General features: G+C 42.4%; 21 protein-coding genes and 1 tRNA gene. 13 read left to right on the top strand and 9 right to left on the bottom strand.

The window, feature by feature from the left end:
* Positions 1-27 precede the first annotated feature (27 nt).
* From GSF13_RS14900 to GSF13_RS14880, 5 genes are all read left to right on the top strand, one after another.
* Complete coding sequence (locus GSF13_RS14900; RefSeq protein WP_174169085.1) at positions 28-3,078, top strand: efflux RND transporter permease subunit; 3,051 nt, start codon at positions 28-30, stop codon at positions 3,076-3,078.
* Between the two features lie 234 nt (positions 3,079-3,312).
* A complete protein-coding gene (locus GSF13_RS14895) occupies positions 3,313-3,684 on the top strand; it encodes a hypothetical protein (RefSeq protein WP_010379077.1) in 372 nt (123 codons plus the stop codon).
* Between the two features lie 90 nt (positions 3,685-3,774).
* Positions 3,775-3,865 (top strand) — tRNA-Ser (locus GSF13_RS14890).
* Between the two features lie 53 nt (positions 3,866-3,918).
* Positions 3,919-4,299: a hypothetical protein gene (locus GSF13_RS14885; protein WP_249122677.1), complete on the top strand. Its 381-nt coding sequence runs from the start codon at positions 3,919-3,921 to the stop codon at positions 4,297-4,299.
* 123 nt (positions 4,300-4,422) lie between these two features.
* On the top strand, positions 4,423-5,037 hold the full coding sequence (locus GSF13_RS14880; protein ID WP_010604796.1) for an FKBP-type peptidyl-prolyl cis-trans isomerase: 615 nt from the start codon (positions 4,423-4,425) through the stop codon (positions 5,035-5,037).
* Between the two features lie 213 nt (positions 5,038-5,250).
* On the opposite strand, the gene GSF13_RS14875 is transcribed toward GSF13_RS14880, so the two are convergent.
* From GSF13_RS14875 to asnS, 5 genes are all read right to left on the bottom strand, one after another.
* Entirely contained in the window at positions 5,251-6,213 is a 963-nt protein-coding gene (locus tag GSF13_RS14875) for a Gfo/Idh/MocA family oxidoreductase (RefSeq protein ID WP_211866074.1), read from the bottom strand.
* Between the two features lie 9 nt (positions 6,214-6,222).
* Positions 6,223-8,616: a TOMM precursor leader peptide-binding protein gene (locus GSF13_RS14870; protein ID WP_211866072.1), complete on the bottom strand. Its 2,394-nt coding sequence runs from the start codon at positions 8,614-8,616 to the stop codon at positions 6,223-6,225.
* A gap of 295 nt (positions 8,617-8,911) precedes the next feature.
* The gene (locus tag GSF13_RS24760) at positions 8,912-9,142 is read right to left on the bottom strand and encodes a hypothetical protein (RefSeq protein ID WP_249122676.1); all 231 of its coding nucleotides are present in this window, start codon (positions 9,140-9,142) and stop codon (positions 8,912-8,914) included.
* A gap of 534 nt (positions 9,143-9,676) precedes the next feature.
* Positions 9,677-10,687, bottom strand: coding sequence for a heme-binding protein (locus GSF13_RS14860; RefSeq protein WP_211866058.1), 1,011 nt, complete (start codon positions 10,685-10,687; stop codon positions 9,677-9,679).
* 279 nt (positions 10,688-10,966) lie between these two features.
* Positions 10,967-12,364 (bottom strand): asparagine--tRNA ligase, encoded by a 1,398-nt coding sequence (gene asnS / locus GSF13_RS14855; RefSeq protein WP_010379069.1) that lies wholly within the window; start codon positions 12,362-12,364, stop codon positions 10,967-10,969.
* 228 nt (positions 12,365-12,592) lie between these two features.
* Here asnS and GSF13_RS14850 point away from each other — a divergent pair, with 228 nt between their 5' ends.
* On the top strand, positions 12,593-13,027 hold the full coding sequence (locus GSF13_RS14850; RefSeq protein WP_026000942.1) for an AAA family ATPase: 435 nt from the start codon (positions 12,593-12,595) through the stop codon (positions 13,025-13,027).
* Between the two features lie 272 nt (positions 13,028-13,299).
* Here GSF13_RS14850 and GSF13_RS14845 read toward each other — a convergent pair whose 3' ends face one another.
* Positions 13,300-14,265 (bottom strand): integron integrase, encoded by a 966-nt coding sequence (locus GSF13_RS14845; RefSeq protein WP_211866056.1) that lies wholly within the window; start codon positions 14,263-14,265, stop codon positions 13,300-13,302.
* A 333-nt stretch (positions 14,266-14,598) separates the two neighbouring features.
* Between GSF13_RS14845 and GSF13_RS14840 the strand changes: the two genes are divergently transcribed.
* From GSF13_RS14840 to GSF13_RS14830, 3 genes are all read left to right on the top strand, one after another.
* Positions 14,599-16,101 carry a caspase family protein gene (locus GSF13_RS14840; protein WP_211866054.1) on the top strand — a complete coding sequence of 501 codons (1,503 nt, stop codon included), beginning with the start codon at positions 14,599-14,601 and terminating at the stop codon, positions 16,099-16,101.
* A 97-nt stretch (positions 16,102-16,198) separates the two neighbouring features.
* Positions 16,199-17,044, top strand: coding sequence for a HAMP domain-containing histidine kinase (locus GSF13_RS14835; protein WP_211866051.1), 846 nt, complete (start codon positions 16,199-16,201; stop codon positions 17,042-17,044).
* Positions 17,041-17,544, top strand: a complete 504-nt coding sequence (locus tag GSF13_RS14830; protein ID WP_211866049.1) for a hypothetical protein — start codon at positions 17,041-17,043, stop codon at positions 17,542-17,544. The genes GSF13_RS14835 and GSF13_RS14830 overlap by 4 nt, the downstream gene beginning before the upstream one ends.
* A 264-nt stretch (positions 17,545-17,808) precedes the next feature.
* Here GSF13_RS14830 and GSF13_RS14825 read toward each other — a convergent pair whose 3' ends face one another.
* The 3 genes from GSF13_RS14825 to bioA form a co-directional block, all read right to left on the bottom strand.
* Positions 17,809-18,780: a transposase gene (locus GSF13_RS14825; protein WP_211866047.1), complete on the bottom strand. Its 972-nt coding sequence runs from the start codon at positions 18,778-18,780 to the stop codon at positions 17,809-17,811.
* Positions 18,781-19,345: 565 nt separating this feature from the next.
* Positions 19,346-20,683, bottom strand: coding sequence for a lysine 2,3-aminomutase (locus GSF13_RS14820; protein WP_102056818.1), 1,338 nt, complete (start codon positions 20,681-20,683; stop codon positions 19,346-19,348).
* 188 nt (positions 20,684-20,871) lie between these two features.
* On the bottom strand, positions 20,872-22,161 hold the full coding sequence (gene bioA, locus GSF13_RS14815) for an adenosylmethionine--8-amino-7-oxononanoate transaminase (RefSeq protein ID WP_211866045.1): 1,290 nt from the start codon (positions 22,159-22,161) through the stop codon (positions 20,872-20,874).
* A gap of 148 nt (positions 22,162-22,309) precedes the next feature.
* Here bioA and bioB point away from each other — a divergent pair, with 148 nt between their 5' ends.
* The 4 genes from bioB to bioD are packed head-to-tail and all read left to right on the top strand — an operon-like array spanning position 22,310 to position 25,967.
* Positions 22,310-23,353 (top strand): biotin synthase BioB, encoded by a 1,044-nt coding sequence (gene bioB, locus GSF13_RS14810; RefSeq protein ID WP_010604783.1) that lies wholly within the window; start codon positions 22,310-22,312, stop codon positions 23,351-23,353.
* A 3-nt stretch (positions 23,354-23,356) separates the two neighbouring features.
* Positions 23,357-24,499, top strand: a complete 1,143-nt coding sequence (locus tag GSF13_RS14805; protein WP_010604782.1) for an 8-amino-7-oxononanoate synthase — start codon at positions 23,357-23,359, stop codon at positions 24,497-24,499.
* Positions 24,496-25,275: a methyltransferase domain-containing protein gene (locus tag GSF13_RS14800; protein WP_010604781.1), complete on the top strand. Its 780-nt coding sequence runs from the start codon at positions 24,496-24,498 to the stop codon at positions 25,273-25,275. The genes GSF13_RS14805 and GSF13_RS14800 overlap by 4 nt, the downstream gene beginning before the upstream one ends.
* Complete coding sequence (bioD, locus tag GSF13_RS14795) at positions 25,272-25,967, top strand: dethiobiotin synthase (protein WP_102056815.1); 696 nt, start codon at positions 25,272-25,274, stop codon at positions 25,965-25,967. Before GSF13_RS14800 ends, bioD begins: the two co-directional genes overlap by 4 nt.
* Positions 25,968-26,126: the final 159 nt, after the last annotated feature.

Raw genomic sequence — 26,126 nt, 5'->3', positions numbered from 1 at the left:
TTACCACAGTTACAAGATTTACCGTCGATGGCCATTCGCCGTCCAGTATTAATCGTTGTATTAAATTTATTGATTATTATTGCAGGTATTGCTGCTCTTGCCGGCGTTGAAGTTCGTGAACTGCCCGATGTAGATAGGCCGCGTTTAACGGTGTCCGCATCGTTTCCTGGGGGCTCGCCTGAGACTGTCGACACCGAAGTAACGAGTAAGTTAGAAGGGGCTGTTGCGCGTGTCAGTGGTGTAAAAAGCATTCGTGCACAAAGTGAAGAGAATAATGCGCGGATTGTTGTTGAATTTCGTCCGGGCATTAACCTAGACGATGCAGCAAACGAAACACGCGAATCTGTTTCTCGAGTACAAAGAGAGCTACCTGAAGAAGTTGAACGGGTGTCCATTATTAAAGCGGATAATGACGCAGAAGCCGTGGTGTCTTTAACTGTAAGTAGTGCCTCTTTAACACTTGAAGGATTGACCGAGCGAGTAGAAAAAGACTTAGCGCCGCAGTTTTTAACTATTCCTGGCGTAGCCGATGTGCGCCTGAACGGCGATAGAGAGCGGGTGCTGCGCGTAAGACTTGATCCGTTAAAACTGACAAGCTTTAATCTAACCGTTCCGGATGTTGCTGCGGCGCTTAGACAAGCACCGTTTGATGTACCCGCAGGCAGTTTAAAGTCAGACGATCAGCAGCTGATTGTCCGTGCCGATGCCACTTCTGTAACCGCTGAGCAGGTGAGTGATATCATCATTCGTGATGAGACTCGGGTGGGGGATATTGCCTCTGTGTATTTTGGACCGGCTGATCCTCGCTCTATGGTGAGACTCGACGGAGAGCCTGTAATTGGGCTTGAGATCATTCGCCAAGCACAGTCCAATACCATTGAAATCTCAGATGAAGTACTACAGCTCGTCGATAAGATAAAAGTACGCTTTCCAGATCTGGAGCTCTTTGTTACCTCCGATGATGCACAGTTTATTCGCTCATCCGTAGACGAAGTCTTGAGCTCGTTAGTGATAACCATATTGCTGGTGGTATTCACGCTTTGGGTATTTATCGGCTCGTGGCGTGCGACGCTTATTCCAGCTTTTGCAATCCCGGTCGCGCTTATTGGCTCTTTGGCGCTGATCTGGGCGCTTGGCTTCTCTGTTAATATTTTAACCTTGCTAGCACTTGTGTTGGCCACTGGACTTATCGTCGATGATGCGATTGTTGTTAGTGAGAATATTCAGCGTCGTCGTGGCGAAGGGATAGGTCGTCGCGCCGCGGCGGTACTTGGGACAAGAGAAGTCTTCTTTGCTGTAGTCGCGACAACCGCAGTACTTGCTGCGGTATTCGTACCGATTGCCTTTTTACCCTCGACTGCGGGCCGATTGTTCAGGGAGTTTGGTGGCGTGTTAGCTGGTGCCGTGATTATTTCTTCATTTGTGGCACTGTCATTGGTGCCAGCATTAACATCTAAGTTAAAAGTAAAGCAAGATAGCAAAAAGCATCTATTTTCGAGTATTGGTGTGAAACTCGCAGAAATGTATCGCGGTACGATCCACTGGGTACTTGACCATGCATGGCTAACCTTTGGTGTATTTGTGGTTATTGCGAGCTTATCTGGTGCGCTCTATTCGCAATTGGATAATGAGCTTTTGCCATCTGAAGACAGAGGTAAAATTCGCATTTTCGCAAGAGGGCCTGACGGTGTTGGTCTTAACTTTATGGATAGACAGGCCAAACAGATGGAGGACATCTTATTACCCTTTGTAGAAAGCGGAGAAATAGAGTCAATCTATACGGTTGTCGGTCAGTGGGATCCAAATATTGTATTTATCACTGTGCCATTAAAGCATTGGGATGAGCGTCATTTCTCGCAACAGGAAATTATCGATAAGATCAGAGGACCGCTTGGTAATATACCAGGTGCACCTGCTCGTGCCTTTGGTGCAAATAGCTTAAACCTAAGAGGCCAAGGTGGTGGTATCGAGCTTGCGCTACTTGGTAACGACTATTTAGAGATCTTTAAAGCAGCGCAACAATTTGCGGCTTTGGTTGAAAAAGAAATGCCAGACGTGGCTCCGGTGCAAATCTCTTATCAACCCTCACAACCTCAGCTGCGCGTAAACATTGACCGTAGAAGAGCAGAAGAGCTTGGCGTTAGTTTGAGTGATATCTCAACGACACTTAGGGCAGCCATTAATGGCGATGATGTTGCTGATTTGAATGTTGGCGACCAATCCATACCAATTATGCTGCAAGCTCAAAACCATACCATCAGAGACCCAAGTGATTTGGCTAACCTTTATGTTGGCAGCCGCTCTGGTGCATTGGTTCCGCTAAGTAGCCTTGCCGTTATTGTAGAAGAGGGCGTAGCTGCCGAGCTTGAACGCCATGCGCAGCGTCGTAGTATCGAGCTGGATATGAAACAGCCAGAAGACATGCCTATGGCAGAAGTGGTTGAAAAATTACGAACGCTAGCAGATCAGAGTTTACCCGACAGCGTGACGCTGGCGTTTAAAGGGGAAGCGTTAACGTTTGAAGAAACGGCCAACGAAGTGTTACTTACCTACGTGCTGGCGTTCTTAATTGTACTGCTCGTACTTGCCGCACAATTTGAAAGCGTGAATAGTGCCGTTGTAGTTATGATCACAGTTCCGTTTGGGATCACCTCCGCCATATTGGCTTTGTATCTTACTGGAACCTCGCTAAACATATATTCGCAAATCGGCTTAGTGATGTTGATTGGTTTAATTGCTAAAAATGCCATCTTGTTAGTTGAGTTCGCTGATCAGTTACGTGACAAAGGACGGTCAGTAAGACAAGCCGTTGAAGAAGCAGCAGTGATCCGTTTGCGTCCTATTATGATGACTTTGGTGTCCACATTGCTTGGTGCTTTACCATTGATTTTATCGGTAGGCGCAGGTGCTGAGTCGAGAAATGCAATCGGCTGGGTCGTATTTGGCGGATTAGGCTTAGCGGTTTTCTTTACGCTTTACCTCACACCTGTCGTTTATCTCGGTTTAGCGAGATTTACAAAACCGAGGGCGGATGAAACCAAATTATTAGTGGATGAACTTGATAAAGCTGAAAGTTAAATTCCGCGGGTAAAAATAAAGTAAGGTGAGCGCAGCAATAGCTGCGCTTTTTTTATACAGCGATTAATGTTGTGGTAACACATTCTTTGATACTTTTTGTTGAACTTTTCATTATTTAAACTGTCACAACCGATGTGGTTGTTTTATAGCCAGTATGTTTGCTACTCTAAGACAGTAAATCCTGTTTTCTATAACAATAATAAAAATAACAAGCTAATTGAAAGAAGATGTGTCATGGGTAATTTATTTTTAAAAGAACGGGAAAATTGGACCGCCTGGATTATTTGGAGCTTGATAGGATGCACGGCAACCGTTGCATTATCGAGTTATACCAGTGAGATATGGATGGGGCTATTAGCGCCTATTTTGGTATTAGGATTACTAACAACATGGATGAGTTACACCAAGCGATTTGATTTTTCCAGAGCATTCAAAGTGCTCAGTACCGTTGTGTTGTTTTCATCTATTCCGGTTATCATTGAAAAAGTGCTGCCTGCAAAAAACGCAGTCATTGGTATGATTGACTCGGGGATTATCGTGATTGCAATGGTTATCGCCAGTTGTATTTTTGCTTACATTGCCAAAAGGCCAAAGCAATATTATTGATTATTCGGCTATTATTTGCGCTTTTGAATGCAAAAATCGAAATAGTGCTTTACAACCGATGGATAACTCCATAAAATGCGCGCCAACAACGGAGAGATGGCTGAGTGGTTGAAAGCACCGGTCTTGAAAACCGGCATACGTTAATAGCGTATCTAGGGTTCAAATCCCTATCTCTCCGCCACCTCATTCCCAAAACCGCCTCCAAATGGCGGTTTTTTTCGTTTGGAGGCGTGTATGTCTGCGGCTAGTAACATGGCAATAATAAAACATAGTTCTATTTGGATTGTATTTAGTTATTTTTATCTTAGCGGCCTAAACATGGCGCTAACGTTGTCGATTGATTCGCAACAAGACCCTGATATTACGATGACGCTGCTGCATGTTTTTTTATTCAATTGCCTTGTTGGTCATCTGATCACTAAATATGAAAAATCCTGGCCAGAAATCGCCAGTGTGGTTATTGCATTATTTGGTGTGGTTGGATTTGGACACTACTTTGTTGGTAGCTTGGGAGAGTACAGTGATGAGCTTAATATAGGCCTTGTATTATTGCTGCCATTTGCAACCTTTGTAATGAAAAAAACTCAAACAATATGCAGAAGAGAAAGCCGCTAGCTAGCGGTTTTTTTGTGTCCGACGAATAGCTCGACTGCTTGATAATCAAGCAGCTCCGGTATCTTGCCTATTTTGGCTGTGATACAATCTAAGGTTCTTGTTAATAAAAAATATGGAAAGACTATGTCTCAATTCAACACAGACGCAGATAAAGCGAGCTACGGTATTGGTTTACAAATGGGTGAGCAACTTAAAGCAAACCCTTTTGAAGGTCTAAACCTTAACTCTGTATTCGAAGGTATGAAAGACGCTTATGCTGGTGACAGCTTCCGCGTTGAGATCCCTGAAATTCAAGCAGCATTTGAGAAGATCAATGCTGAAATCCAACAGCGTCGTGAAGAAGAAGCGAAAGTATTAGCAGCTGAAGGTGTTGCATTTCTAGAAGAAAATGCAAAGCGTGCTGAAGTAACAGTAACTGAGTCTGGTCTTCAGTATGAAGTAGTTGAAACTGGCGAAGGCGATAAGCCTGTTGAAGATTCAAAAGTACGTGTTCATTACCACGGTACTCTAATCAACGGTACTACATTTGACAGCTCTTACGAGCGCGGTCAACCAGCTGAATTCCCAGTAAATGGCGTGATCAAAGGTTGGACTGAAGCACTTCAAATGATGCCAGCAGGTTCTAAATGGCGTCTATACGTACCGCATGAGCTTGCGTACGGTGAGCGTGGTGCGGGTGCTGCAATCGCGCCTTTCTCAACGTTGATCTTTGACGTTGAGCTACTAGACGTACTTTAAGTCTATGCTTTGAGTGGATCTGTTGGATCCACTCTATTATTCCATTTAGCTTTAATATTCCCTCAAATTGAGCAACTAAAATAACAAAAACTTTTACCTTGCTGACACAGACGTCGCTACCTTGCCCACAGCTGTGCTATCGACAAGATTTTATCGCCTCAAAATGGGTCACTGAGCTACGCTAGCTGTTATTACTTTTTCGACATATTTTCTTTAACCCGCCTCATTGCTTCCATTCAATACTAAATACACATTCTCCCAAAGCTTGGCTAATGCAATTAGGTAGTCAGATGTTTGAAAATGGGGACAGACGCTGTCGCCATAGATCACGGCTTTAAGTTGTTCAAGTACGGCTAAGTTGGCTTTATCGCGCAATGTCATTATTTCATTCACTGTAAACGCATGTTGCTCAAGCAGGTAGTGGCTCCGCCACTCTTTACTGGACATAGTGATAGGTGAAGGTAACCACGTTAATGGACCATAAGTATCGCTTAGCAGTAATGTACCATGGTTAAATATGGCTGAGACTCTATGATTGATAAATGTTGCTGAGCCATCATCAAACTCAGACGCAAAGTTTTGACAAAGCAGCGAAATGGACATCGCCCCGCGTTGTAACAAAATACTAGCAAATGCACTCGGAGTAGCCTTGGGTTGAATGGCTACTGTCACATCAACTTCGTCGGTAAATAGACGACAAATTAAATCCAGTCCCGAATATAGTGTCCTGAGGTTGACGGCGAGGTCTAGATGCATACATTGGCCATGTGCTGCGGCACTGAAGTAGTTGTCATAGAAAGAGCGAATAGGGTACAGATCAGCGAAATGGGCGTTCACCCAGAATCTAACACCATTAGCTTTGGCAACTGCTAGTGCCTGTGCCATCGAGGTCGGCCCGATTGGATGTTCACAAATTACATGGATATGCTTTTCTAATAGTGCGATAGTAATCTCAATACCGGCATCGCCAGCGATAGCCACACAAGCAATATCCACTTGTTTGTCTGTTATCTGCTCTACATTGGTGTAATGTGGTACGGCAAAGGACTGAGCGTACTGTGTTGAGCGAAGACTACCAGTTGACAATATGCCACTGAGCATCAATCCCGTATTTTGAAATTGTAATGCCCGAATATAAGTAGCACCGTAATTGGTTCCGCATACTAAAACTTTCATAGCGAGTCCTTATGCAATGGGGTGTGGATACAAGTTAACCGCGCGGCCAGCCAAGAGTTTATGCAATCTTGGGTTGTCAATGCGCTTGAATTGTTCGCCAAAGTGAATGGGCTGCATATTAACACCAACAGCTCGAGCCACTCTAAATGGACTTAATGCAACGTCTGAAGCAGTGACATCAACAATGGCAATATCAACCCCCGCTTTGGTAATGCGCTGTCTTAGATCTGCGGCTCCCTCAAGAGTAGGATAAGGCCAGCATGATAGCGGTTTAGCTTCAGATTTAGGCTGTCTCATAAAGTTAAAGGTGGATAAGTGCGCGTTAGAGAAATAAAACGCGGCATGATCTTCTAACGTCCTGACCTGTTCTACGGTTTGTGGAGCTTTATGCCCACTCTGCATTAGGCTGCAAAGATAGGGCATAACATGACCTTGCTCTAATAATGCTTTGGTGACAGCCACATTGATGTTGTCATGGGTTGCTAGTGAAACTGATACCGCAGGCGTGGTGATGCCATCGCCTAGACCAAGGCAAACCACCGTTGGGATATGGATGCCGACGTCAAGAAGGTATAATTCTAGTGCTATGCCTCGCTGCGTTATCGATTCGACCATGAGCTTCAACTTACCAGTTAGCAAAGAGTCGGCATCTAATCTAGTGCAAGGGAGTTGGGCGTACCAAGTAAGCATCATCGCATCTCTTTCAATGAGTTCGAAGCAAGCTCTGATAGCGGCATCTTCGTTATCTTTACCTGCCGCTAAGCCATTGGAAGAAACTTGACTGAATTGTTCTTCATAAGGGCAACTAAAATTAAAGTAGCTCACTAAAGCGGGGACCCAAGTAGCGCGGTTTGTACCAATCCAATTGCCTTCAACCCAATGAATTTTTTGTTTACTTCGCCATTTGCTAAAGGGAAATCCAGGTGTTGCATACTGCTCGGGAGAATAGAGGACCAGATCTGCTGGGTTTACATAGTCTCCTTGAAGTTGATTTACCGTGGCATAACGACAGTTACGAATATCGTATCTCGCTGCTGAATAACGTTCAAGCGCTTCACCCACGGCACTAATATGAGCTGAAAGCGAGTCTAATCCTTTGCCTGAACCAACTTGGCCTTGTGTTCTCGGATCAAACTGACCACTTGTAAAACTACTTAGGCTTGCAGATGCGGTGACAGGGAGTTCAGGCAAGTGGGGGGCATGGCCCGTTAGTTGTTTTATCACGCCAAACTCTGGGTCTATCCAACCTCGCATCATTGTTTTAAATTGCTCAACTGTCTGTAATTCAGAAATGGCCGCTAAGGTGTTATTGCTAGCAGAGATATCTTGTTCGCTAGGGCCAGAGCATACTGGGCATTCAGGGACTGGAATAATAGGGTGAAGCGAGCTTTCGCCACTAACCAAATTGGTTGTTCTGATAGTATTTTGCAGCACAGATGACGTGTACTGTAACAAAATGGTTTGTATATCAGTTGCAGCCTGCATAGCGATGGATGCTGACATACTGCTTAAAATTGAATGGGCTCGAGCGCCGGAATGTGCTTTATTCGTGATCTCATCAATCTTGTGTGCAGTTTGCGGATTTATTGCGGTGCCAAGTTTTCGCAGCCGTAAACAGTTCCAGCATCCACCGCCTTGATTGGTAACATATGGACCTACATGCCCGGTTAGTCCATCAATTGAGACGTAAAAAGTAGGTAGTGCAAGCTTAGCTAAATGCGTGGCGATGTTGGTATGCGCACTGAGCGAGTCCGATGGCAGAGAAATAACAACCAGATCCCAGTTTTGAAGAATAACTTCATCTAATGGGGAGTTCAGTTCGGCAGTTTGTGCACTAACTTCTGAGTGAACAAAGCGTTGCTTTAGGTAGTCTGTGAAGGCATCGACCGTTGTAGTTTTACTTGGCAGGTGATTAACTGCATGATGATAATAGCCACTTTGGTTAGTACAATTAGCATCATCAAGAATATGAATATACCCCACGCCAGCATTTAACAGCTCTTCTAGCATAGGCATCGCCCAAGGCGTTAACCCTATACACAGAATACGGTTATTCTGGAGTGTTCGTGGATCACGCTTTGCCTCATTTTGCCACGCGTTATTAAAGCGGTATTGTTCAGGCCAAGGAGCTGAAGTTGAGTCGATAATAACGCGTTCAATGAGGCCTTTTTGCTCCAATAGGCGCAATAATTGCTCAACACTAGCGCTAGAGTATTGCGTTATTTGTGATGCAATCTCATCGAGGCCAAAGTCACCATTTAATAAAGGAATAATGTCGTCAACAAAAGTACTTATGTCTTTTCCGTGGAGTTGAAAGTCTCCAAGGTCAGAGCGTAACAATACTCCCTCATCGTTAGGTAAGATACTTGCGGCAGGTGATAGCCTTATTTTATCTTTATTCATATGCATCCTCTGTAAGTTATGGAAGCCCCGATAAAGAGGCTTCACTAATGTCTTTATCCTTGAACTGCACTCAACATACAGCAATAGATTGGACCTGGTGTACAGGTATAACATTGGTATGTTGGGTTACTTCCTGCACACAATTGTGCACCTTGAAAGTGATTAACTGAGGGTTGACACAACACACACTGTGTCGGCTGACAAGTAACGCACTGCGGTTGACATAAAACACATTGTGTTGGCTGGCAAGGAACACACTGCGGTTGACATAATACACACTGTGTTGGTTGGCAAGTTACACACTGCGGCTGACATAAAACACATTGTGTTGGCTGGCAAGTAACACACTGCGGTTGACATAAAACACATTGGGTTGGTTGGCAAGGCACGCACTGTGGTTGACATAAAACACATTGTGTCGGTTGACAAGTAACGCACTGCGGTTGACATAAAACACATTGTGTTGGTTGGCAAGTAACGCACTGCGGTTGACATAAAACACATTGTGTTGGCTGGCAAGTAACACACTGCGCAGGCTGACAGGTTACACAGAACGAAACGATGCAAGGAACACACTGTATGCTTTGTGCGCATTGAACGCTAGCGCCCCCTGAAGGTTGACACTGTAGACATTGCAGTGATGCAGATTCTGGCGTAGCAGTAGGCTGACAGTGAAGGCAGCAGTTACAGAAATTGACAACACAAGGGAGGCAGTTTGTGCAAGGCGAGCATGGAGTGCAAGGAGTACATAAATAGCAAGGACTGCACGTAAGGGCGCAAGCGTCGCATTTACGTACTCCCTCTGCTTGCTGCTCAGAATATTGCTTTTCTAATTCTTTAACTTTTGAACTTAGCTCTGTGAGCTGAACCTGAAGATCTTTAACGTCATTACTCATTTTCAAATCCTTTATGACCAAAGTCATGGCTTTAGATTGATGTTTGGTGCCGGGCGATAGACACCGCTAAATTCGCCATGGCAAATAACAACAAGGTTGAGACCTGACTAACTACACTGTAGATATCAACTTATATTTTGAACCTAAGCGAAATCCTAGTATCGCTATCCCACCTTAAACAGAGTGTTTGCAGTAATGTGGGGAAACAGTAGTTTGCTGTTTTTGGTGTTGTTAAACTGTAGCGAGATATTCTGTGTGTATTGCAGTTGCAACGCGCCATTGGATAACCTTTCTATCCAGTAAGTGGTAGAAAAGTTTGGAACGTCTACATGGTTTTTACAAAATGGGATACTTGAAACTAATCCATCATTGTCACTGTTAACGGTCAAAATATCCGTTTTAGTGATAGGGTTATATGCTTGGTTAACTAGCAATTGTTGTTCTAACACGATATTCGGATTGATATTTGGATTACTCGGTGAGTTTTCTCCATACAAACCCGCAATGGTAGTACCTGCCTTAGTTTCTGGTTGCGGCAGCGTGTTGGCAATGGGAATTTCTGGACGACCATCGACAAAGTGATGATTTCCAAGTGCTAAAATTGAGTTACCGTGTGGAATTGAAACCTGTTTGACTATCGCATGCTCTGGATTTTGTATTGGCACGTTTGCTCCACCTGAAGGAGCGGGGATATAAGGAGGGCGGTTGTATTTACCTGAACCTTGATTGGTGGTGGCTAAATTGAGCCAAGTGCCATTTTCAGCATGCACAAGTTGGTCTTTCTTGTCACCGTCGGCAAAAAATACACGTTGCTCATAAAAGATCGTATAACTATTTTGTTGATAATCTCCACCTCGATTTACTACTTTTCCTTGTGTGGCGCTAAAGGTGATCACCTCGTAGTAAGGGAAATTAAATAATATAACCCCTTCTGGAGCAGTTTCTTGCGGCAGCGGCATGACATTAAATCCCGCAAAACGAGCGCTTGCCCAAGTGCCGATGAGATCTGCCAATGGCCCAAGTGCGCTGAGGGTTTCTGGCTGGCTATTTCCTCCTCCTGTTGCGAGTAAAGGTATATTGTAATCTGGGACAAAACCTTGCTTGTTAGGTTGCAGCGCAGCTTGTAGGTGATCTGCTGTGGCTTTTGCTTGCTGATTGGTGACAGTATTAAACATAAAAAACTCCCTTTAAAAGGTTTGTTAATAAAGTGTTTTCAGTGTTTAATTTAAGTATGGTTATGCAATTTAATCGATTACATCACATTACATTGAGGGCTATGTTGTGCATATGAATGCTTAGGTGTTTGAATTGGCAGGGTTCTATGACCTCGGGTGAGCGCTATGTTGGTACAACTATAGTAAAGCGCTGATGTTATCATGAGAGCTCTCTAAACGCACAATGCAAAACGCTCCCATAAAAGGGAGCGTTTTTAGCAAAGCTGAGTTTGTGACGTTTTAGTAAGTCGCGCTGCCTTTAGTACGAGGGAAGGCAATAACGTCACGTACGTTGCCCATGCCAGTAACATAAGCAACCAAGCGCTCAAAGCCAAGACCAAAGCCTGAGTGAGGCACTGTTCCATACTTACGTAGGTCGCGGTACCAGCTGTAATCTTCTTTGTTTAAGCCCATCTCTTCAAGACGCGCATCTAGCACATCTAAACGCTCTTCACGCTGTGAGCCACCAATGATTTCACCAATACCAGGCGCAACGACGTCCATAGCAGCAACGGTTTTACCGTCTTCGTTTTGGCGCATGTAGAATGCTTTGATATCACGAGGGTAGTTTTTGATAACTACTGGTGCGTTAAAGTGTACTTCAGCAAGGTAACGTTCGTGTTCTGATTGTAAGTCGACGCCCCACTCAACAGGGAATTCAAACTCTTTATCACATGCTTTTAGAATTTCGATAGCGTCTGTGTAATCTACCTGAGCAAAGTCTTTATCGATGAATGATTCTAGGCGAGTAATGGCATCTTTTTCGATGCGCTGTGCAAAAAATTCCATATCATCACGACGTTCGTCAAGTACTGCTTTAAACACATACTTCAACATGTCCTCAGCGAGCGCTGCGATGTCGTTAAGGTCGGCGAATGCCACTTCAGGCTCAACCATCCAAAATTCTGCTAAGTGACGAGAAGTGTTTGAGTTTTCAGCACGGAATGTTGGACCAAAAGTATAGATTTTTGAAAGGGCACTCGCGTATGTTTCGCCGTTAAGCTGACCCGATACGGTCAAGAATGCTTCTTTACCAAAAAAGTCTTCTGAATAGTCTACATCGCCTTTGTCTGTGCGTGGTAGGTTGTTCATATCAAGTGTAGATACACGGAACATCTCGCCTGCGCCTTCACAGTCACTTGCGGTAATGATAGGCGTGCTGATCCACTGGTAGCCACGCTCATGATAAAAACGGTGAATAGCTTGTGCAAGACAGTTACGTACACGCGTAACCGCGCCCATAACATTAGTGCGAGGGCGAAGGTGCGCATGTTCGCGTAAGTATTCAATACTGTGGCGTTTTGCAGCCATTGGGTATGAATCTGGATTCTCAACCCAGCCTAATACCTCAACGCTGTTCGCTTGGATCTCAAAAGATTGACCTTGACCTTGTGATTGTACAAGCACACCAGTCACCGCTACTGAACACCCAGCAGTAAGACGAGTCACTTCGTCATAATTATTCAGCGAATTAGGGACTACGGCTTGAATAGGGTCAAAACAAGAACCGTCATGAACGGCTAGAAATGAAATACCTGCTTTTGAATCACGTCGTGTACGGATCCAGCCTTTTACTGTTACTTGGCTGTCAACCGCAACGGTGCCTGCTAGTAGCTCCGTTATCGCTGTGTGGCTCATCTTTACTCCAAATGATTTATTTTTTATTTGTAAATTAAAAGACAGAGTGTCTTATCGTCATGTAAGCCGTATCTTACCTGCGATGGACAAATAAAAAAACACTGAAATGCAAAAAACTGGGCTGAAAAGAATGAGTAAAAGCCATGAAAAAACAGTCGGACTGTGGCATTATGAATGTTCGATGATAAAAATAGCTTTATTAATACTAACAGTGACGTTCAAAACTCGATGAAACAAGTTTTTATTTTGAGGGGTCTACCTGGCTCTGGAAAATCGCATTATGCGCAAACGCTAGCCGACGACCTAGTCTCCGGCGATGAAACACAGTATTTTATCTGTTCAACCGATGATTATTTTCTTAATGAAAACGGCGAGTATCATTTTGAAAAACAACGCCTTTCAGAATATCACAACTTAAACTTAGCCCGGTTTATTAACGCCTTAGCTGAAGGTATCCCTTTGGTCGTTGTTGATAACACCAATATCAAGAAATGGGAGTTTGTTGCTTATGCGTCAGCTGCCGTGGCAATGGGTTATCAAGTGAAAGAAGTCATTGTCGGTGAAATCAAAGATAAGTCCCTACAGCACTTATATGCCAAGCGTAATAGCCATGGCATTGGCTTGAAAACAATTTCAAAAATGGCCCACCTTTTCGAATGGTGATCAAGCTTAAGGTAGAGTAGCCCTAACAACGCTCGTGTATGTTAAACAGGGTAGTATCATATCCGATCTTACAGTTAAAAAGAGCGGGTTTAGACTTCACCTTAGAGCAAACAAGAGACGGTCGTCAATGTTAGCCTTATTCTACATAGCGGCCGTTTAGTCAGCTCATTCCTGCCCCATTGCTATTCAGCAGTGTGATGTGCAACCAACTTTTTTAGCTTCAGTTGACCCAATTTTCGTAATGCTACTGAGTTTCGAAAGGGCTCTGACATTTATATTGTGTCTAACGGGCTAGTTGTACCCGCAAAATGTTGGCCAAGTACATGTGTATAGATTTGTGTGGTACTAACGTCATTGTGGCCCAGTAATTCTTGAACACTTCTTATAGCACGACCAGCTTTAAGCAAATGGGTTGCGAAGCTATGCCTAAACGTATGGCAGGTGACGCGTTTATTTATTTGAATATTACGCACGGCATTCCCGAGCGCTTTACGAATAACACTTTGATGTAAATGGTGCCTGCAAAGTGTTCCTGTATAAGGATTGATACAAGTAGTGCTGGAAGGGAAAATAAACATCCACCCATGCTGCCTAAACGCGTTGGGATACTTGCGTTCTACCGCATTTGGCAGAGATGGACCTATCCCGTGAAGGTTGTCATCCTGTTGAATCTTAATAGCCATTTCAATATATGTAGTGAGCTTTTTTGAGCATCTATTGCTGAGGATGGTTTGCCTATCTTTATGCCCTTTACCGTCTCTAACGGTCAGCGAAGCTCTATCAATATCAATATCAATATCTTGGATACGTAACCTGAGGCATTCTGAAACTCTTAGTCCGCTACCATAGAGTATTTCTATTATTAGTCTATCACGGCCATCAAGTTCATTTAGTATTAGTGAGATTTCTGATGGGGATAACACTGTAGGTAAATGTCTTTGTTTAGTGGCATAGCAAAAACCTAAATCCCCAAGCTCATGGTGCAAATGCTTCTGATACAAATAGGCTAACGCGTTAAGTGCAATTTTTTGTGTGTTGATAGCCACATTTCGTTGGTTGGCAAGGAAGGTTAAAAATTGTGTTACCTCTTCCGTTCCCATTGTCTCAGGGTGACGCTTGTGGTGAAAGTTAATGAATGCCTTAATCCAATATAGGTAGGTTTTTTCTGTTCTAATGCTGTAACCACGCATACGCATTTCTTCCTGAAGACCTTTCAGAAATGGGCTTTTTAGACTCATGATAACTCCTTAGCTCATATTGCTGTATATGTATACAGTATTATCTGGAGTTCTCGGATATCAAGGGAAATAATGAAAAAATTTTTGCGCGTTTATGCATGAATAAATTAAAAATATTATTTTTTATCAAAAGGTTATATGTCTTCGATTTGAAATAATAGGTTTGGGAAACGCGCATGCGCATTTTTCCAGATGGTATATTTAGCAGAATGCTGATAAGTTCTTTGCATACTGATAGTTAACTGTGCGCGTTTTCACTGGTCCAACGAGGTAAACGCGCATGCGCACGAATAAAATGTTAAATCTACAGAATAAGCAATGGAGTAATCATTTGTGAAGTTAGCAATAGTCGTAGGGGTAAGTGATTATCAGAACTGCAGCTCATTGAGTGCTTGTAAAAACGATGCTGAGGTGATGAAAGGTGTTTTTGAACGATTGGGGAAGTTCGATGATATCTGTGTGGTTTCTGACTCTCCTAAGGCTTTTGAAGCTAAACAGAAGCTGACAGAATTTATAAATAAACATAAGGCTAAAGAAATATCTGAGCTCGTGTTTTATTACTCAGGACATGGGGCTAGATATGATGATGATTTCTTCTATGTTTTTTCTGACTTCAAGGAAGATAGAAAGGAAGTTACAGGTCTTAGGAATACTGAGCTAGATGGACTTATAAGGAACTTAAATCCTGACCTTACAGTTAAAATAGTAGATGCCTGTTATTCTGGCTCTTCTTATGTGAAATCAGATTCAGAGATAAAGCCTTACTTGGAGAAATCAGCTAAAGAAAACAATCTTAATAAACTGTATTTCTTTCATTCATCGAGTTCAGAAGAAACATCACTTGCATCCGATGTTTATAGCTATTTTACCTATAGCTTTTGTAAATCTTTATCAGAGCATGAAGGCCCAATAAGGTATAGGGATATAATGGCGTTCGTCGCTGATGATATGGCGTTGTCGGGATTTCCAAAACCTACTTTTGTAGTGCAAGCTGATAATACCGAAATATTCGGGGAAGTAGATGTTAACTTACTTGATTATACGAAAACCACATTGAAGCTTGTTAGTACAACTGAAAGTGAAGAAGAAAACGCTCTTGAAAACCCTCAAACTGAAAGCAGCTTACTTGAACTGGTAGAAAAAAAGAGTAATGAAGAGTATTGCTCCTATGAGGAGGCTTCAGCCAATATTGAGCAAATAAAACTTAACTTACAGCCTGATTTTTGGCCACCAGATATAACTACTCTGTTTGATTTCGAAGAGTTTGAAATTGATACTACGTATCAAATCCCTAATTCCACCGAAATTGGCCGCTGGATCCATAAAAATAATAAAGAGGGTTTATTTGCTAAGCCGTCTTATTCAACACAAAAATATTTCGAGGAAGAGTACGTTGAAGTTCCGAGAAAACCAAACACATATAGAAGCGCTTTAGCTTCGCTAACTGCTTTAACAGCATTTGGCCTTGATGACGATAAAGATTATAAACTTGAGAAAATTGAGAAAGAACGTCAAGTGATCGATGGATTCGAGTTTACCGCTGAGGCACCTATTCGCTCTTTGAAATTTCACTTCAGACCTAAGCACGCTGCATTAGATAACTACTGCTTAACAATCGTTTTGCTATTTTCAAGGCGGTCTTTAGTTATATTTCACTCGAAAGAATCATTACCATATAAAAGTTGGGATTGTATTTCTAACCCATGCTGTCTTGACTGGAAAGTTAAATCAATAATGCTTAAAAATTCAGAAGGTATAGTGAATTATATTAAAGGGTTAATAGTATCCATGACTTCATATATTACAGAAGATATATCGCAGAAGTTGGAGAAATAAGATTTAACAAGCGCATGTTGTCGGACTGGTTTTCCGCTGCGCTCCAAACCAGCCGCAAATGCGGGCGTTATGCAACTTATCAGAATCAAGGAGAAGTATGTTAGGTATATGTATTCGTTGTCCTTCAAAAGATTGCGAAAAATCAGAAATAGACACGTTTGATTTTTGTCAATACGGTGTCGCATTTTACAACACAGGGGGTGTTATAAAAAAGAAAGAGGAATCTGTAACATTAAGACATATCTCTCATAACTTAAGACACGAATTGCATAAAGTACTTCAGACTATTGTTGCTGAAGCCTCTCGAATTGATCCTACAGTAAGTACGAAAATAATAGAACTTGATAAACCTGCTAGTAAAATTGTTGGAGCAACTGTAATAATTGATCAATTCATAGAAATGATTGCGGGGGTTAATGAGTTTCATCCCAGCTCCCATTATTCTGCAAATTTAGATAAAAAAACAAATCTTTTAAAAATTCTAGATAAGTATTCAAAAGTATTTTCTTTGATAGTGAATACTCGTAGATCAAAAAATTTAAAATTCGATTTTGATGTACATAAAAAAATCAATATAACTTTTGCCTCGCACATGATTGAATATATTATCTCAATCATGATGGACAATATTTGGAAGTACAGTATTGATTCTAGTACTGCAACAGTTTCTGCTGTCAAAAGTAAAAAAGAAGATATTACACTCAAGTTTACCAATATCTCTAAGCCAATTGTTGACTCAGAAGCAATCTTTGATAAAGGGTTTCAATCAAAGGATGAATCGGAAGGTTTTGGTTATGGGTTGTACTGGGCACAAGTGTTAATTCAGCATTATAACGAGCTAAGCAAAAGAACCTCTGACTTTTTAGAGTTAGTCCATGAACAACAAATAATTGATAACGAAAAAGCAAAACAAATATTTATTATTAGGAACCTAAGAGCATGAAGCATAAACCGTTAAAAGGATTGGGTAAGTTTCTTATGAAACTTAACAATGTAAATATCTGTATCGTAGATGATGAAGATATTTACTTTAATACAGATATGCTAAATATAGCTAATAACGCAGGCTTCAATAAAATAGACAGACATTCAAAAATAGATAATGTACTTCTAAGCAGATTACAAAAAAAACCATACGACATCGTTATATTAGATGTTCAAGGAATTACGGAACCTGATGTCGCAAAAGATGGGATGCAAATAGCGTCTTTACTGAGTAGAACGACTAGTAGTTACATCGTCGTAACTTCAGCACACCAATTTCATTTGGTTAATGATATGACAAAAGTTGATTATGTAATGGAAAACAAGATTCAAACTACAGCTGACTTTGTAGATGAATTGATAGAAATAGTTGATGATTTTCTAAGTAAAAAGTCTTCTTTTTATAAAAAAGTTCTTTTTAAAGTTGGATTTTCAATGCTCAAGAAAAGCGTTGCATAACAAGCTAATTAACAAGGACAAAAAACAGTTGGCTGTTTTCGTTCCTCAAATAAAACAAATGACATCCATCACAATTAGCATCAAAGCTAAGAAGATGAAGTAAAAGAGTATAAAAATACTTCAATCACTTTGGTCAAAAACGTTTATAGATAGACTAATTTTTAGCGCTCAGGCGAATCTCTTCACCAAAACTGGGTTATCGTGCACGACAAAGCGCTGTAAATACAGCAGTATGAAATTCTAGAGTTGAGAATGTGAATTTTGCTAAGCCAACAAGCGCTCGCAGTTTGTTAGGTTTGTACGTCGTCGTTTTTGAAGTGTTTCGCAGTAAGCGGTTATTGTTCGCTCTCGGCCAACGGCACCGTGAAATACCCGTGAAAACTGCGTAGTGAGTTTTATCCAGTTCTCCGGTTCGATATTTAGTCGAGTGAGTATGGGTTGTGCTTCGTTAATATAGCCTCGCTTGTCGGCGCGAATACATTGGCCTGTGAGTTCAACCAACTCAATATAGGATTTGAGCTCGAAAGGCAGTCCTTTTGGCATATGTTTTCGTGGGCTGCCAGCAAAGCGTAGTAGGCTTTTTGGCTGTTTACCTAATTTCGCATGGTCAATTCGCTTTTTGATGCTGGTGTAGTCTGAGGTTTCAGGCGTTGCGGCAATTTTGGCTCTAATGGGGTTCAAGTCTACATATGCTAGACAAGCAGCCAGTGCAGCCTCGTCTAGTAATGCTTGGGATTTAAATCGTCCTTCCCAAAACCGACCTGTCCAATTATCTTCTTTATTTGCTCGGCGGGCGATGTCTTCGTTAAGCACTCGCATAAACCAGCTAATATCTGCGAGCCTTTCTCTGTACTCATCAACCAGCTCATCTAGCATCAATTGCTCCGATTCATTGAGTGGCTCACCTTCAGTAAATTTTTGGCTTATCCAATTGCCTTTAAACAACTTGTGCCACCGCATCACAATTGCTTCATCCGACAGACGTTTCGCCTTTTTGTCATCAACATATAAAACAATGTGAGTATGATTACTCATCACGGCATAAGCACAAACATCAATGCAAAATATGGAAGCCAACATCAAGAGCTTTTCTTCAACCCAATCACGGCGGTGTTCGTATGATTTTCCAGTAAATTTATCTTTACCGCACAGAAATGCGCGCCTGACGCAACGGGAGATACAGTGATAATATTTGGTGTCGGTTAAACTGATTTGTCTTTTACGGGCAGTTGCCATAGTTTGGTTTCCTCAATCCATTGAGTGCAGAGCTAAAGCTTAGGTGGTATCTTAGGAAGGTGCAAATTAGAGGTGGGTGTCAGCGATTTGCAAGCGTCAAGAAGAAAACCAGATGCTGATTCGTTTAATTCATATCAGGTGGGCGCTTTGGACATAGCTACTAACAAGGCTATTAACTTCGCGCCATAGAAATTTTTATGCGAAACTCACCTAATACAGACGTTCTCCCAACTCGTTTTGTCCAAATACGAGTCAGTCGAGTGCCCTTTATCGCAATTGGGTTTAAGATATGGTGTTGCTGTTGAACCGCCGAGTTTGGCCCTTAAGCGATGTCATATTTGATTAATTCCTAGCAATCAAACCTGATAGATACAGTTAAAACATTATTCAAATTAATGCTTTTAGCAGCCAGTTATCTGCAAAACTATCTGGCTAGATAAGGAAATAATTCACTGTGATTTTAAAAGCAATGAGTTAGCTCGTATCTTATTCAAACACTAGGTTATTTAAATGCGCCAGATAAAATAAAAGCCAGAAATTTGCTGGCTTTTTGATATTTTTACATTTACATGGCGTCGTACTCGTCCTGCCAGAAGAATTTTTCTTCCCCAAATGCAGGTTTTAAGTCATCCAGCCAGTGGGCATTCTCGTCGAACTTGGCAAAGAATGGACGCTGCACCCAGTCAGGGTTTCGAGCTTGAATAAAGCGCAGCACAAATACTTTTTCGCCTGCGACTTCTGTTACGCCAGACACTTCAACTTTTCCAGGACCCGCACTCATTGATGGTCCTCTAACTGTACGACTCACACCGGAGACTTGCTTATAAGCTTCACGGAAAGTTTCCCACGTTTTATGTAACGGGATTTCAAAGTAACGCTTAGCGCCGGTATCACGCTCGATAAACATGTAGTAGGGGATCATGCCAAGCTGTGTTTGCTCTTTCCACATGTCAGCCCACATGTCAGCGTCTACGTTTATATTATTTAAAAGCGGTGCTTGTGTTCTGATCTGCGCACCAGTTTTGCGGATGAGTTTAATCGCTTCACGTGTGACATCAGTACGCAGTTCTTGTTTGTGGTTAACGTGCGCCATGATTGATACATGCTTTCCGGCATCAACTAGCTCTTTTAGTAAGGCTAACAGCTCTTGTGCATCTGGATCGGTGACGTATCTAAAAGGCCAAAAAGTGAGAGATTTAGTACCGATCCTGATGGTACGAATATGGTCAAACCTTGGTTCTTTTAGCGCCTCTAGGTATTTACGCAATTTAACGGTGCGCATTACCATAGGATCGCCACCAGTCATCAATAGATCGGTCACTTCAGTGTGTTCGGCTAAGTAGTTGTGGAGCAGCTCGGCGTCGTTATTATTGAAGCGAGTTGCCTTTCCAACAAACTGCGCCCAGCGGAAGCAGAAAGTGCAATATGAGTGGCAGTATTGTCCTTGAGACGGGAAAAACAACACTGTTTCTTTATATTTGTGTTGGATTCCGTCTACGCGTTCACCTTCATACTCAGGAACATTTTTTTCCATTTGACCAGCTGGGTGCGGGTTTAACTTTTGACGAATTTTGGTTGCGAGGTTAAACACTTCTTCTGGTGTATGTTCACGACTTAACAAGTTGGCCATTTGCTCGTATGACTCGTCATCCAACATACCGCGCTGTGGGAAAGTTAATTGAAAAACAGGGTCATTAGGCACTTTGTCCCAATCTATGAGCTCTTCAATGACAAAGTTATTAACGCGAAAAGGAAACACGTTGGCGACGACTTTCATTTGAAAGCGAAGGTGTTCAGGTAGTTTATCCAATTGCTCAATCTTATCAATTTGGCGGTGTTGGTAAACAGTAAAACGAGGGGGCTGATAAGCTTCAGCTGGCTGCAATTTGACGGTTTGCTGCATAGATAATATGTCTCTTTTCTCATTTGCTAATGATAAAAGCGAGCATGGTAACATACCATTGATGTCATTTCAGGTACAAAGCGAGGAAAGTTCGAAATAACGTAATTTTATTGATTATGCGCCATGATTTTAGATTGCATTGTTAGAATTAGGTCATGAAATAGACCTAATTCCAAATTTATTGTGTTTTAGAAGTGTTCGCCGTCAATGGCAATATAAATCGCGTCAATGAGTGATTCAATATCTTCATTTGAGGTGATATAAGGCGGCATAATATAAATTAGCTTGCCAAATGGTCTTATCCAGACACCTTTCTGAATAAAGAATTTTTGGATTTTTGCAACATCAACAACCCTTTCCACTTCCACCACGCCAATCGCACCAAGAACTCTGACATCTGATACTGCATTTAGATTAAGACAGCGCTTTAGTGCGTTAAGCGCGCTCGCGACTCGTTCAATATTGGCCATTGTTTCTTGGCGCTTTAAGATAGTGAGACTAGCAACTGCGGCGGCACACGCCAGCGGGTTTCCCATAAAAGTTGGTCCGTGCATTAACACTTTCGCTTCGCCTTGGCTAATACCTAAAGCCACATCTTCTGTTGCCAAAGTGGCCGCGAGCGTCATGTTTCCGCCAGTAAGTGCTTTGCCAACACACATAATGTCCGGTGCGATATCTGCATGTTCACAGGCAAACATTTTACCTGTACGGCCAAACCCAGTCGCAATTTCATCTAAAATTAGTAGCACCTCATACTTATCGCATAGCGCTCGAATCGCCTTGAGATATTCAGGGTGGTAGAAGTTCATACCGCCTGCATTTTGTACTATCGGTTCGATGATAAATGCCGCGACCTTTTCATGATGAGCAGCAAATGCGGTTTCTAACGTGTTAAGTTCATCTTGGCTTTGGCTGCCGTAAAACTCACTTTTAGGGGCATCGACAAACACTTGCTCAGGTAAAAAGCCTTGGAACATGGCATGCATTGAATTCACAGGGTCGCAAACGCTCATCGCCGCGAATGTATCACCGTGATAGCCCTTTTTGGCTGTCATTATTTGGGTTTTGTTCTTTTTGCCTTTACTCAACCAATATTGGATCGCCATTTTGATTGCAACTTCAACACTGACTGAGCCACCGTCGGCTAGAAATACTCGATTAAGTGGGGCTGGGGTTAGCTCCACAAGTAGTTTGCATAACTCCACTGCAGGCTGATGAGTTAGCCCCCCAAACATGACATGGCTCATCGTGTCTGCTTGATTTTTTATCGCCGTGATTATTTCTGGATGACCATAACCATGCACAGCACTCCACCAGGATGCCATACCGTCAATGAGAGTTTCGCCAGTTTCAAGCTCAATTTTGTTCTCGAATGTTCTTGCGGCTGGATAGACGGGCAGAGGGTCAATCATCGATGTATAAGGGTGCCATATATGCTTGCGATCAAATTCAATATCGATTGTCTGTTTATTGCTCATTTGTAAACCTTGTGGGCGCATGTAACGTTGACAATACTAAGCTAAGAAGTAGACTAAGCCAATCACCGTCAGTTTGACTGCGCTAAATTTAATCACTAGAAAATACTCGTGTTGTAAATTTAGGCAAGAATAAAAAGAGAATGAAAATATGGAATTAGGCGCGCTAAGACACGATTGGACACATGAAGAAGTAAAAACACTGTTCACCATGCCTTTTAACGACTTACTTTTTTATGCAGCAAGTATTCACCGCAAACACTTCAATCCCAATGAAGTTCAAATCTCCACTTTGCTGTCTATCAAAACGGGTGCCTGTCCTGAAGATTGCAAATACTGCCCACAGTCAGGTCATTACAAAACTGATCTTGAACGAGAGCGTTTGATGGAAGTGGAAAAGGTTGTAACTCAAGCAAAGCTTGCTAAAGAAAAGGGCGCGACGCGTTTTTGTATGGGCGCCGCTTGGTCTGATCCAAAAGACAGAGATATGCCTTATATCGCCAAAATGGTGAAAGAAGTTAAAGAGCTAGGTCTAGAAACCTGTATGACTTTGGGTAAACTGGATAATCAAAAAGCGCATACGCTAAGAGAAGCGGGCCTGGATTATTACAACCATAATTTGGACACCTCACCTGAATACTACGAGCAGATTATCACGACAAGAACTTATCAAGACAGACTCGATACCCTTGATCACGTAAGAGATGCAGGAATGAAAGTGTGCTCTGGTGGTATTGTAGGAATGGGAGAGCAGGCATCTGATCGTTATGGCTTGCTGATCCAATTAGCAAACCTGCCAAAACAACCAGAAAGTGTACCGATTAACATGCTTGTTAAGGTTAAGGGCACGCCACTTGAAAATGTTGATGATCTCGATCACTTTGAGTTTATCCGTACTATTGCGGTTGCGCGCATCATGATGCCACACAGTTACGTGCGTTTATCTGCAGGTAGAACGGCAATGAATGAACAGATGCAGTCGATGTGTTTCTTCGCTGGCGCTAACTCAATTTTCTATGGTGATAAGCTATTAACCACGGAAAACCCGGAAGCAGACGCCGATATGAATCTCATTAGAAAACTTGGGATGAACCCTGAAAAACGTGAAGATTATTCGGATGAGGCCTATGAGGCATCGTTAAGCTCTGCAATTGCGGACAAGGCGACATCAGAGCTATTTTACGAAGCCAACTAATCAATGTCGTTTGAGTATATTCAATCTGCCTTAGCAGCTCGTCACGCTGAAGGGTTGCTAAGAAAACGCATTGTGGTTGAAAAGGCCTCTGCAAGTAGAATTAAAATTGCTGATCAGCAATATATTAACTTTGCCAGCAATGACTACCTGGGACTTGCAGACTCGTTGGAATTTAACGCTCTCGCATGTGCTGAAGCCGGAAGCCGTAGTTCGGCGCTTGTTACGGGTTATCTTGATATTCACCGTCAGTTAGAGGATAAGCTTTGCAGCGTTTTGGGTTATGATGCAGCACTGTTATTTCCAAGCGGTTTTGCCGCTAATACCAGTGTGTTAAAGGCATTGTTCACGCCCCAAGAAAAGCAATTAAGCGCTGCGGTGTTCCAAGATAAGCTCAACCACGCCAGCCTGTTAGACGGTGGTTTAGCGGGTAGCGCTAAGTTTGTTCGCTTTAATCACAATGATTTGACGCACTTAAGGTCTCGATTAGAAAAAACCAAAGCCGACAGTAAACTCATTGTGACTGAAGGGGTGTTTTCTATGGATGGAGACAAAGCGCCGATATCTGAAATCAGTGTGCTGGCTAAGTCTCATTCTGCGTGGCTCATGGTCGACGATGCTCATGCGTTTGGCGTTGTGGGAGCGCAAGGACTTGGCACGATTGAAAGCGGCATTAAACCTGAAATTTTGGTGATCACCTTTGGCAAAGCGATGGGCTGTCAAGGAGCTGCGGTATTAGCAAGTCATGATGTGATAAATTACATGACGCAATTTAATCGTGAGTTTATCTATACAACGGCGTTGTCGCCTATTATGGCAAGCGTTGCATTATGCCAGTTGAATAAATTGCTTGCTGCATCTGAAGCGAGACACAAATTACAAGTAAACATCGACTATTTTAAGTCGTTAGTTGCACAAACCAACTTATCTCCCATTCCAAGTGATACGGCCATACAGCCTCTTGTGTATGGTAGCAGCGAAAATGTATTAGCGGCGCAACATAAACTTAAGGAAAAGGGACTTTGGGTTGGGGCTATAAGGCCACCAACGGTTCCGCAAAATACCGCACGATTGCGAATAACAATAACGGCACAGCACAGTCACGAAGATATAGACAATTTAGTTTCGGCCTTAGTGGAGGGAGCATGAGCAAAGCACAAAAGACGCAAACAGCAAAGTGCTTTTCAAAAGCCGCGCAATCATACTCTCAACACGCCAACGTACAAAAACAGGCCGCAGATGTACTCTTTTCACGTTTAACACAGCAAAATAGCGAGCTTGGTGCGGTGCGTATGTTTCCTAGGTTGCTCGATTTAGGATGCGGGCCACATGAAAACTTTCATAGATTAAACGCCTTCACGAATCATTATGTTGGAGCGGATCTTAGCTTGGCTATGTTGGCAAGCGCTGAAAATACGACAAATAGTGTTTGCTGTGATATGGATAAACTCGCTATTCAGTCAAATTGTATCGACTTAGTCTTTAGTAATTTTGCAATTCAGTGGTCTAATTCCCCGCAAGCGTTGTTTGCGCAGTTGTATGAAGTACTAAAAAAAGAAGGACGAGTGTTGCTAAGCTCAGTGCTTGACGGCTCGTTAAACGAAATCGATAGCGCATGGCGAGCCATCGATGAGTGTGGCCATATCAATTCATTTTATTCGCTGTCGGCACTTAAATCTTTTGCTCTACAAGCCGGATTCGCAGTGACTTGGGCGGATGAAGCGTTATTGATTGATAGTTATGACACACCGTTAAAGGCGTTGCGCTCGGTAAAAAATATCGGTGCCAACGATGTAAAAACCGCTTCTCGTCGACAAGGTTTGTTAGGCAAATCAGCTTACGCTCAGCTGCTGAGTAGCTACCCTGAGAGTGAAAATGGTTTTGATGTCAGTTATCAAGTCGGATTTTTGGAGTTAAGGAAATGAATCAAGCATATTTTGTAACTGGGACCGACACAGAAGTAGGTAAAACCTATATTTCTACTTTATTACTGAAACTGTTGGCTAAGCACGGCAAAAAGGCTTTTGGCTTTAAGCCGATTGCGGCGGATGCTGAAGAGGCATTTGGTGAACTAGTGAACGTCGATGCTATCAGTTTAATGGAAGCTGCGACGGTGCACGGTACTTACGAGCAAGTTAACCCATTTTGTTTTGCACCAGCAATTGCCCCGCATATTGCAGCAAGACAGGTAAATGTTGACATCACAGTCGATAAGCTACATGAGCGCTTTAGTGAAATTCAGCAACTGGGCGCTGAGTATATATTATGTGAAGGTGCAGGTGGCTGGGCATTGCCCATTAACGACAACGAATATCTGTATGATTGGGTCGTCAGAGAACAACTTCCCGTTATTTTAGTGGTTGGCATGAAGCTAGGCTGTTTGAATCATGCGTTTTTAACGGCAGAATCTATCAAGCAAAAAGGACTGAATTTGGTTGGGTGGATTGCAAACCAGATTGACCCTGAGATGTCTGTATTTGAAGAAAACCTTGAAAGTTTAAAGCTTCGCCTAGACTGTCCGTTGCTTGCAACAGCGCCTTACAGCGAGGGCACACCAAAGCTACAGCTTCGCTCAGCGTTACTAGAGTTGTTTGAGCTTAAATCAGGTACCAGTTAGTATTAAATAACCTAAACTCGGGATAACAATTTGTTCTCTAGCAGCTGTTATTCCTTACTACTGCGTTAAATTTGCTTGCAATAGGCCAGCTATTGACGCACAAATTTGCCTTGTATTAAGAAATAACTTCTGGCTAGAGTGATATTACGCTTTTGAACT

Source organism: Pseudoalteromonas sp. M8, from assembly GCF_018141365.1.
Taxonomy (GTDB): Bacteria; Pseudomonadota; Gammaproteobacteria; order Enterobacterales; family Alteromonadaceae; genus Pseudoalteromonas.
The sequence above is the reverse complement of the archived record's forward strand: the minus strand, read 5'-3'. Positions and strand labels throughout refer to the sequence as shown.

What these genes read in the sequence shown, in the direction of transcription:
- GSF13_RS14875 (WP_211866074.1), bottom strand. Translation starts at nt 6,213, where the DNA reads ATGAAAGTTTTAGTATGCGGAACCAATTACGGTGCTACTTATATTCGG.
- GSF13_RS14885 (WP_249122677.1), top strand. Translation starts at nt 3,919, where the DNA reads ATGTCTGCGGCTAGTAACATGGCAATAATAAAACATAGTTCTATTTGG.
- GSF13_RS14895 (WP_010379077.1), top strand. Translation starts at nt 3,313, where the DNA reads ATGGGTAATTTATTTTTAAAAGAACGGGAAAATTGGACCGCCTGGATT.
- asnS (WP_010379069.1), bottom strand. Translation starts at nt 12,364, where the DNA reads ATGAGCCACACAGCGATAACGGAGCTACTAGCAGGCACCGTTGCGGTT.
- GSF13_RS14880 (WP_010604796.1), top strand. Translation starts at nt 4,423, where the DNA reads ATGTCTCAATTCAACACAGACGCAGATAAAGCGAGCTACGGTATTGGT.
- bioD (WP_102056815.1), top strand. Translation starts at nt 25,272, where the DNA reads ATGAATCAAGCATATTTTGTAACTGGGACCGACACAGAAGTAGGTAAA.
- GSF13_RS14830 (WP_211866049.1), top strand. Translation starts at nt 17,041, where the DNA reads ATGAAGCATAAACCGTTAAAAGGATTGGGTAAGTTTCTTATGAAACTT.
- bioA (WP_211866045.1), bottom strand. Translation starts at nt 22,161, where the DNA reads ATGAGCAATAAACAGACAATCGATATTGAATTTGATCGCAAGCATATA.
- GSF13_RS14820 (WP_102056818.1), bottom strand. Translation starts at nt 20,683, where the DNA reads ATGCAGCAAACCGTCAAATTGCAGCCAGCTGAAGCTTATCAGCCCCCT.
- GSF13_RS14835 (WP_211866051.1), top strand. Translation starts at nt 16,199, where the DNA reads ATGTTAGGTATATGTATTCGTTGTCCTTCAAAAGATTGCGAAAAATCA.
- bioB (WP_010604783.1), top strand. Translation starts at nt 22,310, where the DNA reads ATGGAATTAGGCGCGCTAAGACACGATTGGACACATGAAGAAGTAAAA.
- GSF13_RS14845 (WP_211866056.1), bottom strand. Translation starts at nt 14,265, where the DNA reads ATGAGTCTAAAAAGCCCATTTCTGAAAGGTCTTCAGGAAGAAATGCGT.
- GSF13_RS14860 (WP_211866058.1), bottom strand. Translation starts at nt 10,687, where the DNA reads ATGTTTAATACTGTCACCAATCAGCAAGCAAAAGCCACAGCAGATCAC.
- GSF13_RS14805 (WP_010604782.1), top strand. Translation starts at nt 23,357, where the DNA reads ATGTCGTTTGAGTATATTCAATCTGCCTTAGCAGCTCGTCACGCTGAA.
- GSF13_RS14870 (WP_211866072.1), bottom strand. Translation starts at nt 8,616, where the DNA reads ATGAATAAAGATAAAATAAGGCTATCACCTGCCGCAAGTATCTTACCT.
- GSF13_RS14900 (WP_174169085.1), top strand. Translation starts at nt 28, where the DNA reads ATGGCCATTCGCCGTCCAGTATTAATCGTTGTATTAAATTTATTGATT.
- GSF13_RS14800 (WP_010604781.1), top strand. Translation starts at nt 24,496, where the DNA reads ATGAGCAAAGCACAAAAGACGCAAACAGCAAAGTGCTTTTCAAAAGCC.
- GSF13_RS14825 (WP_211866047.1), bottom strand. Translation starts at nt 18,780, where the DNA reads ATGGCAACTGCCCGTAAAAGACAAATCAGTTTAACCGACACCAAATAT.
- GSF13_RS14850 (WP_026000942.1), top strand. Translation starts at nt 12,593, where the DNA reads ATGAAACAAGTTTTTATTTTGAGGGGTCTACCTGGCTCTGGAAAATCG.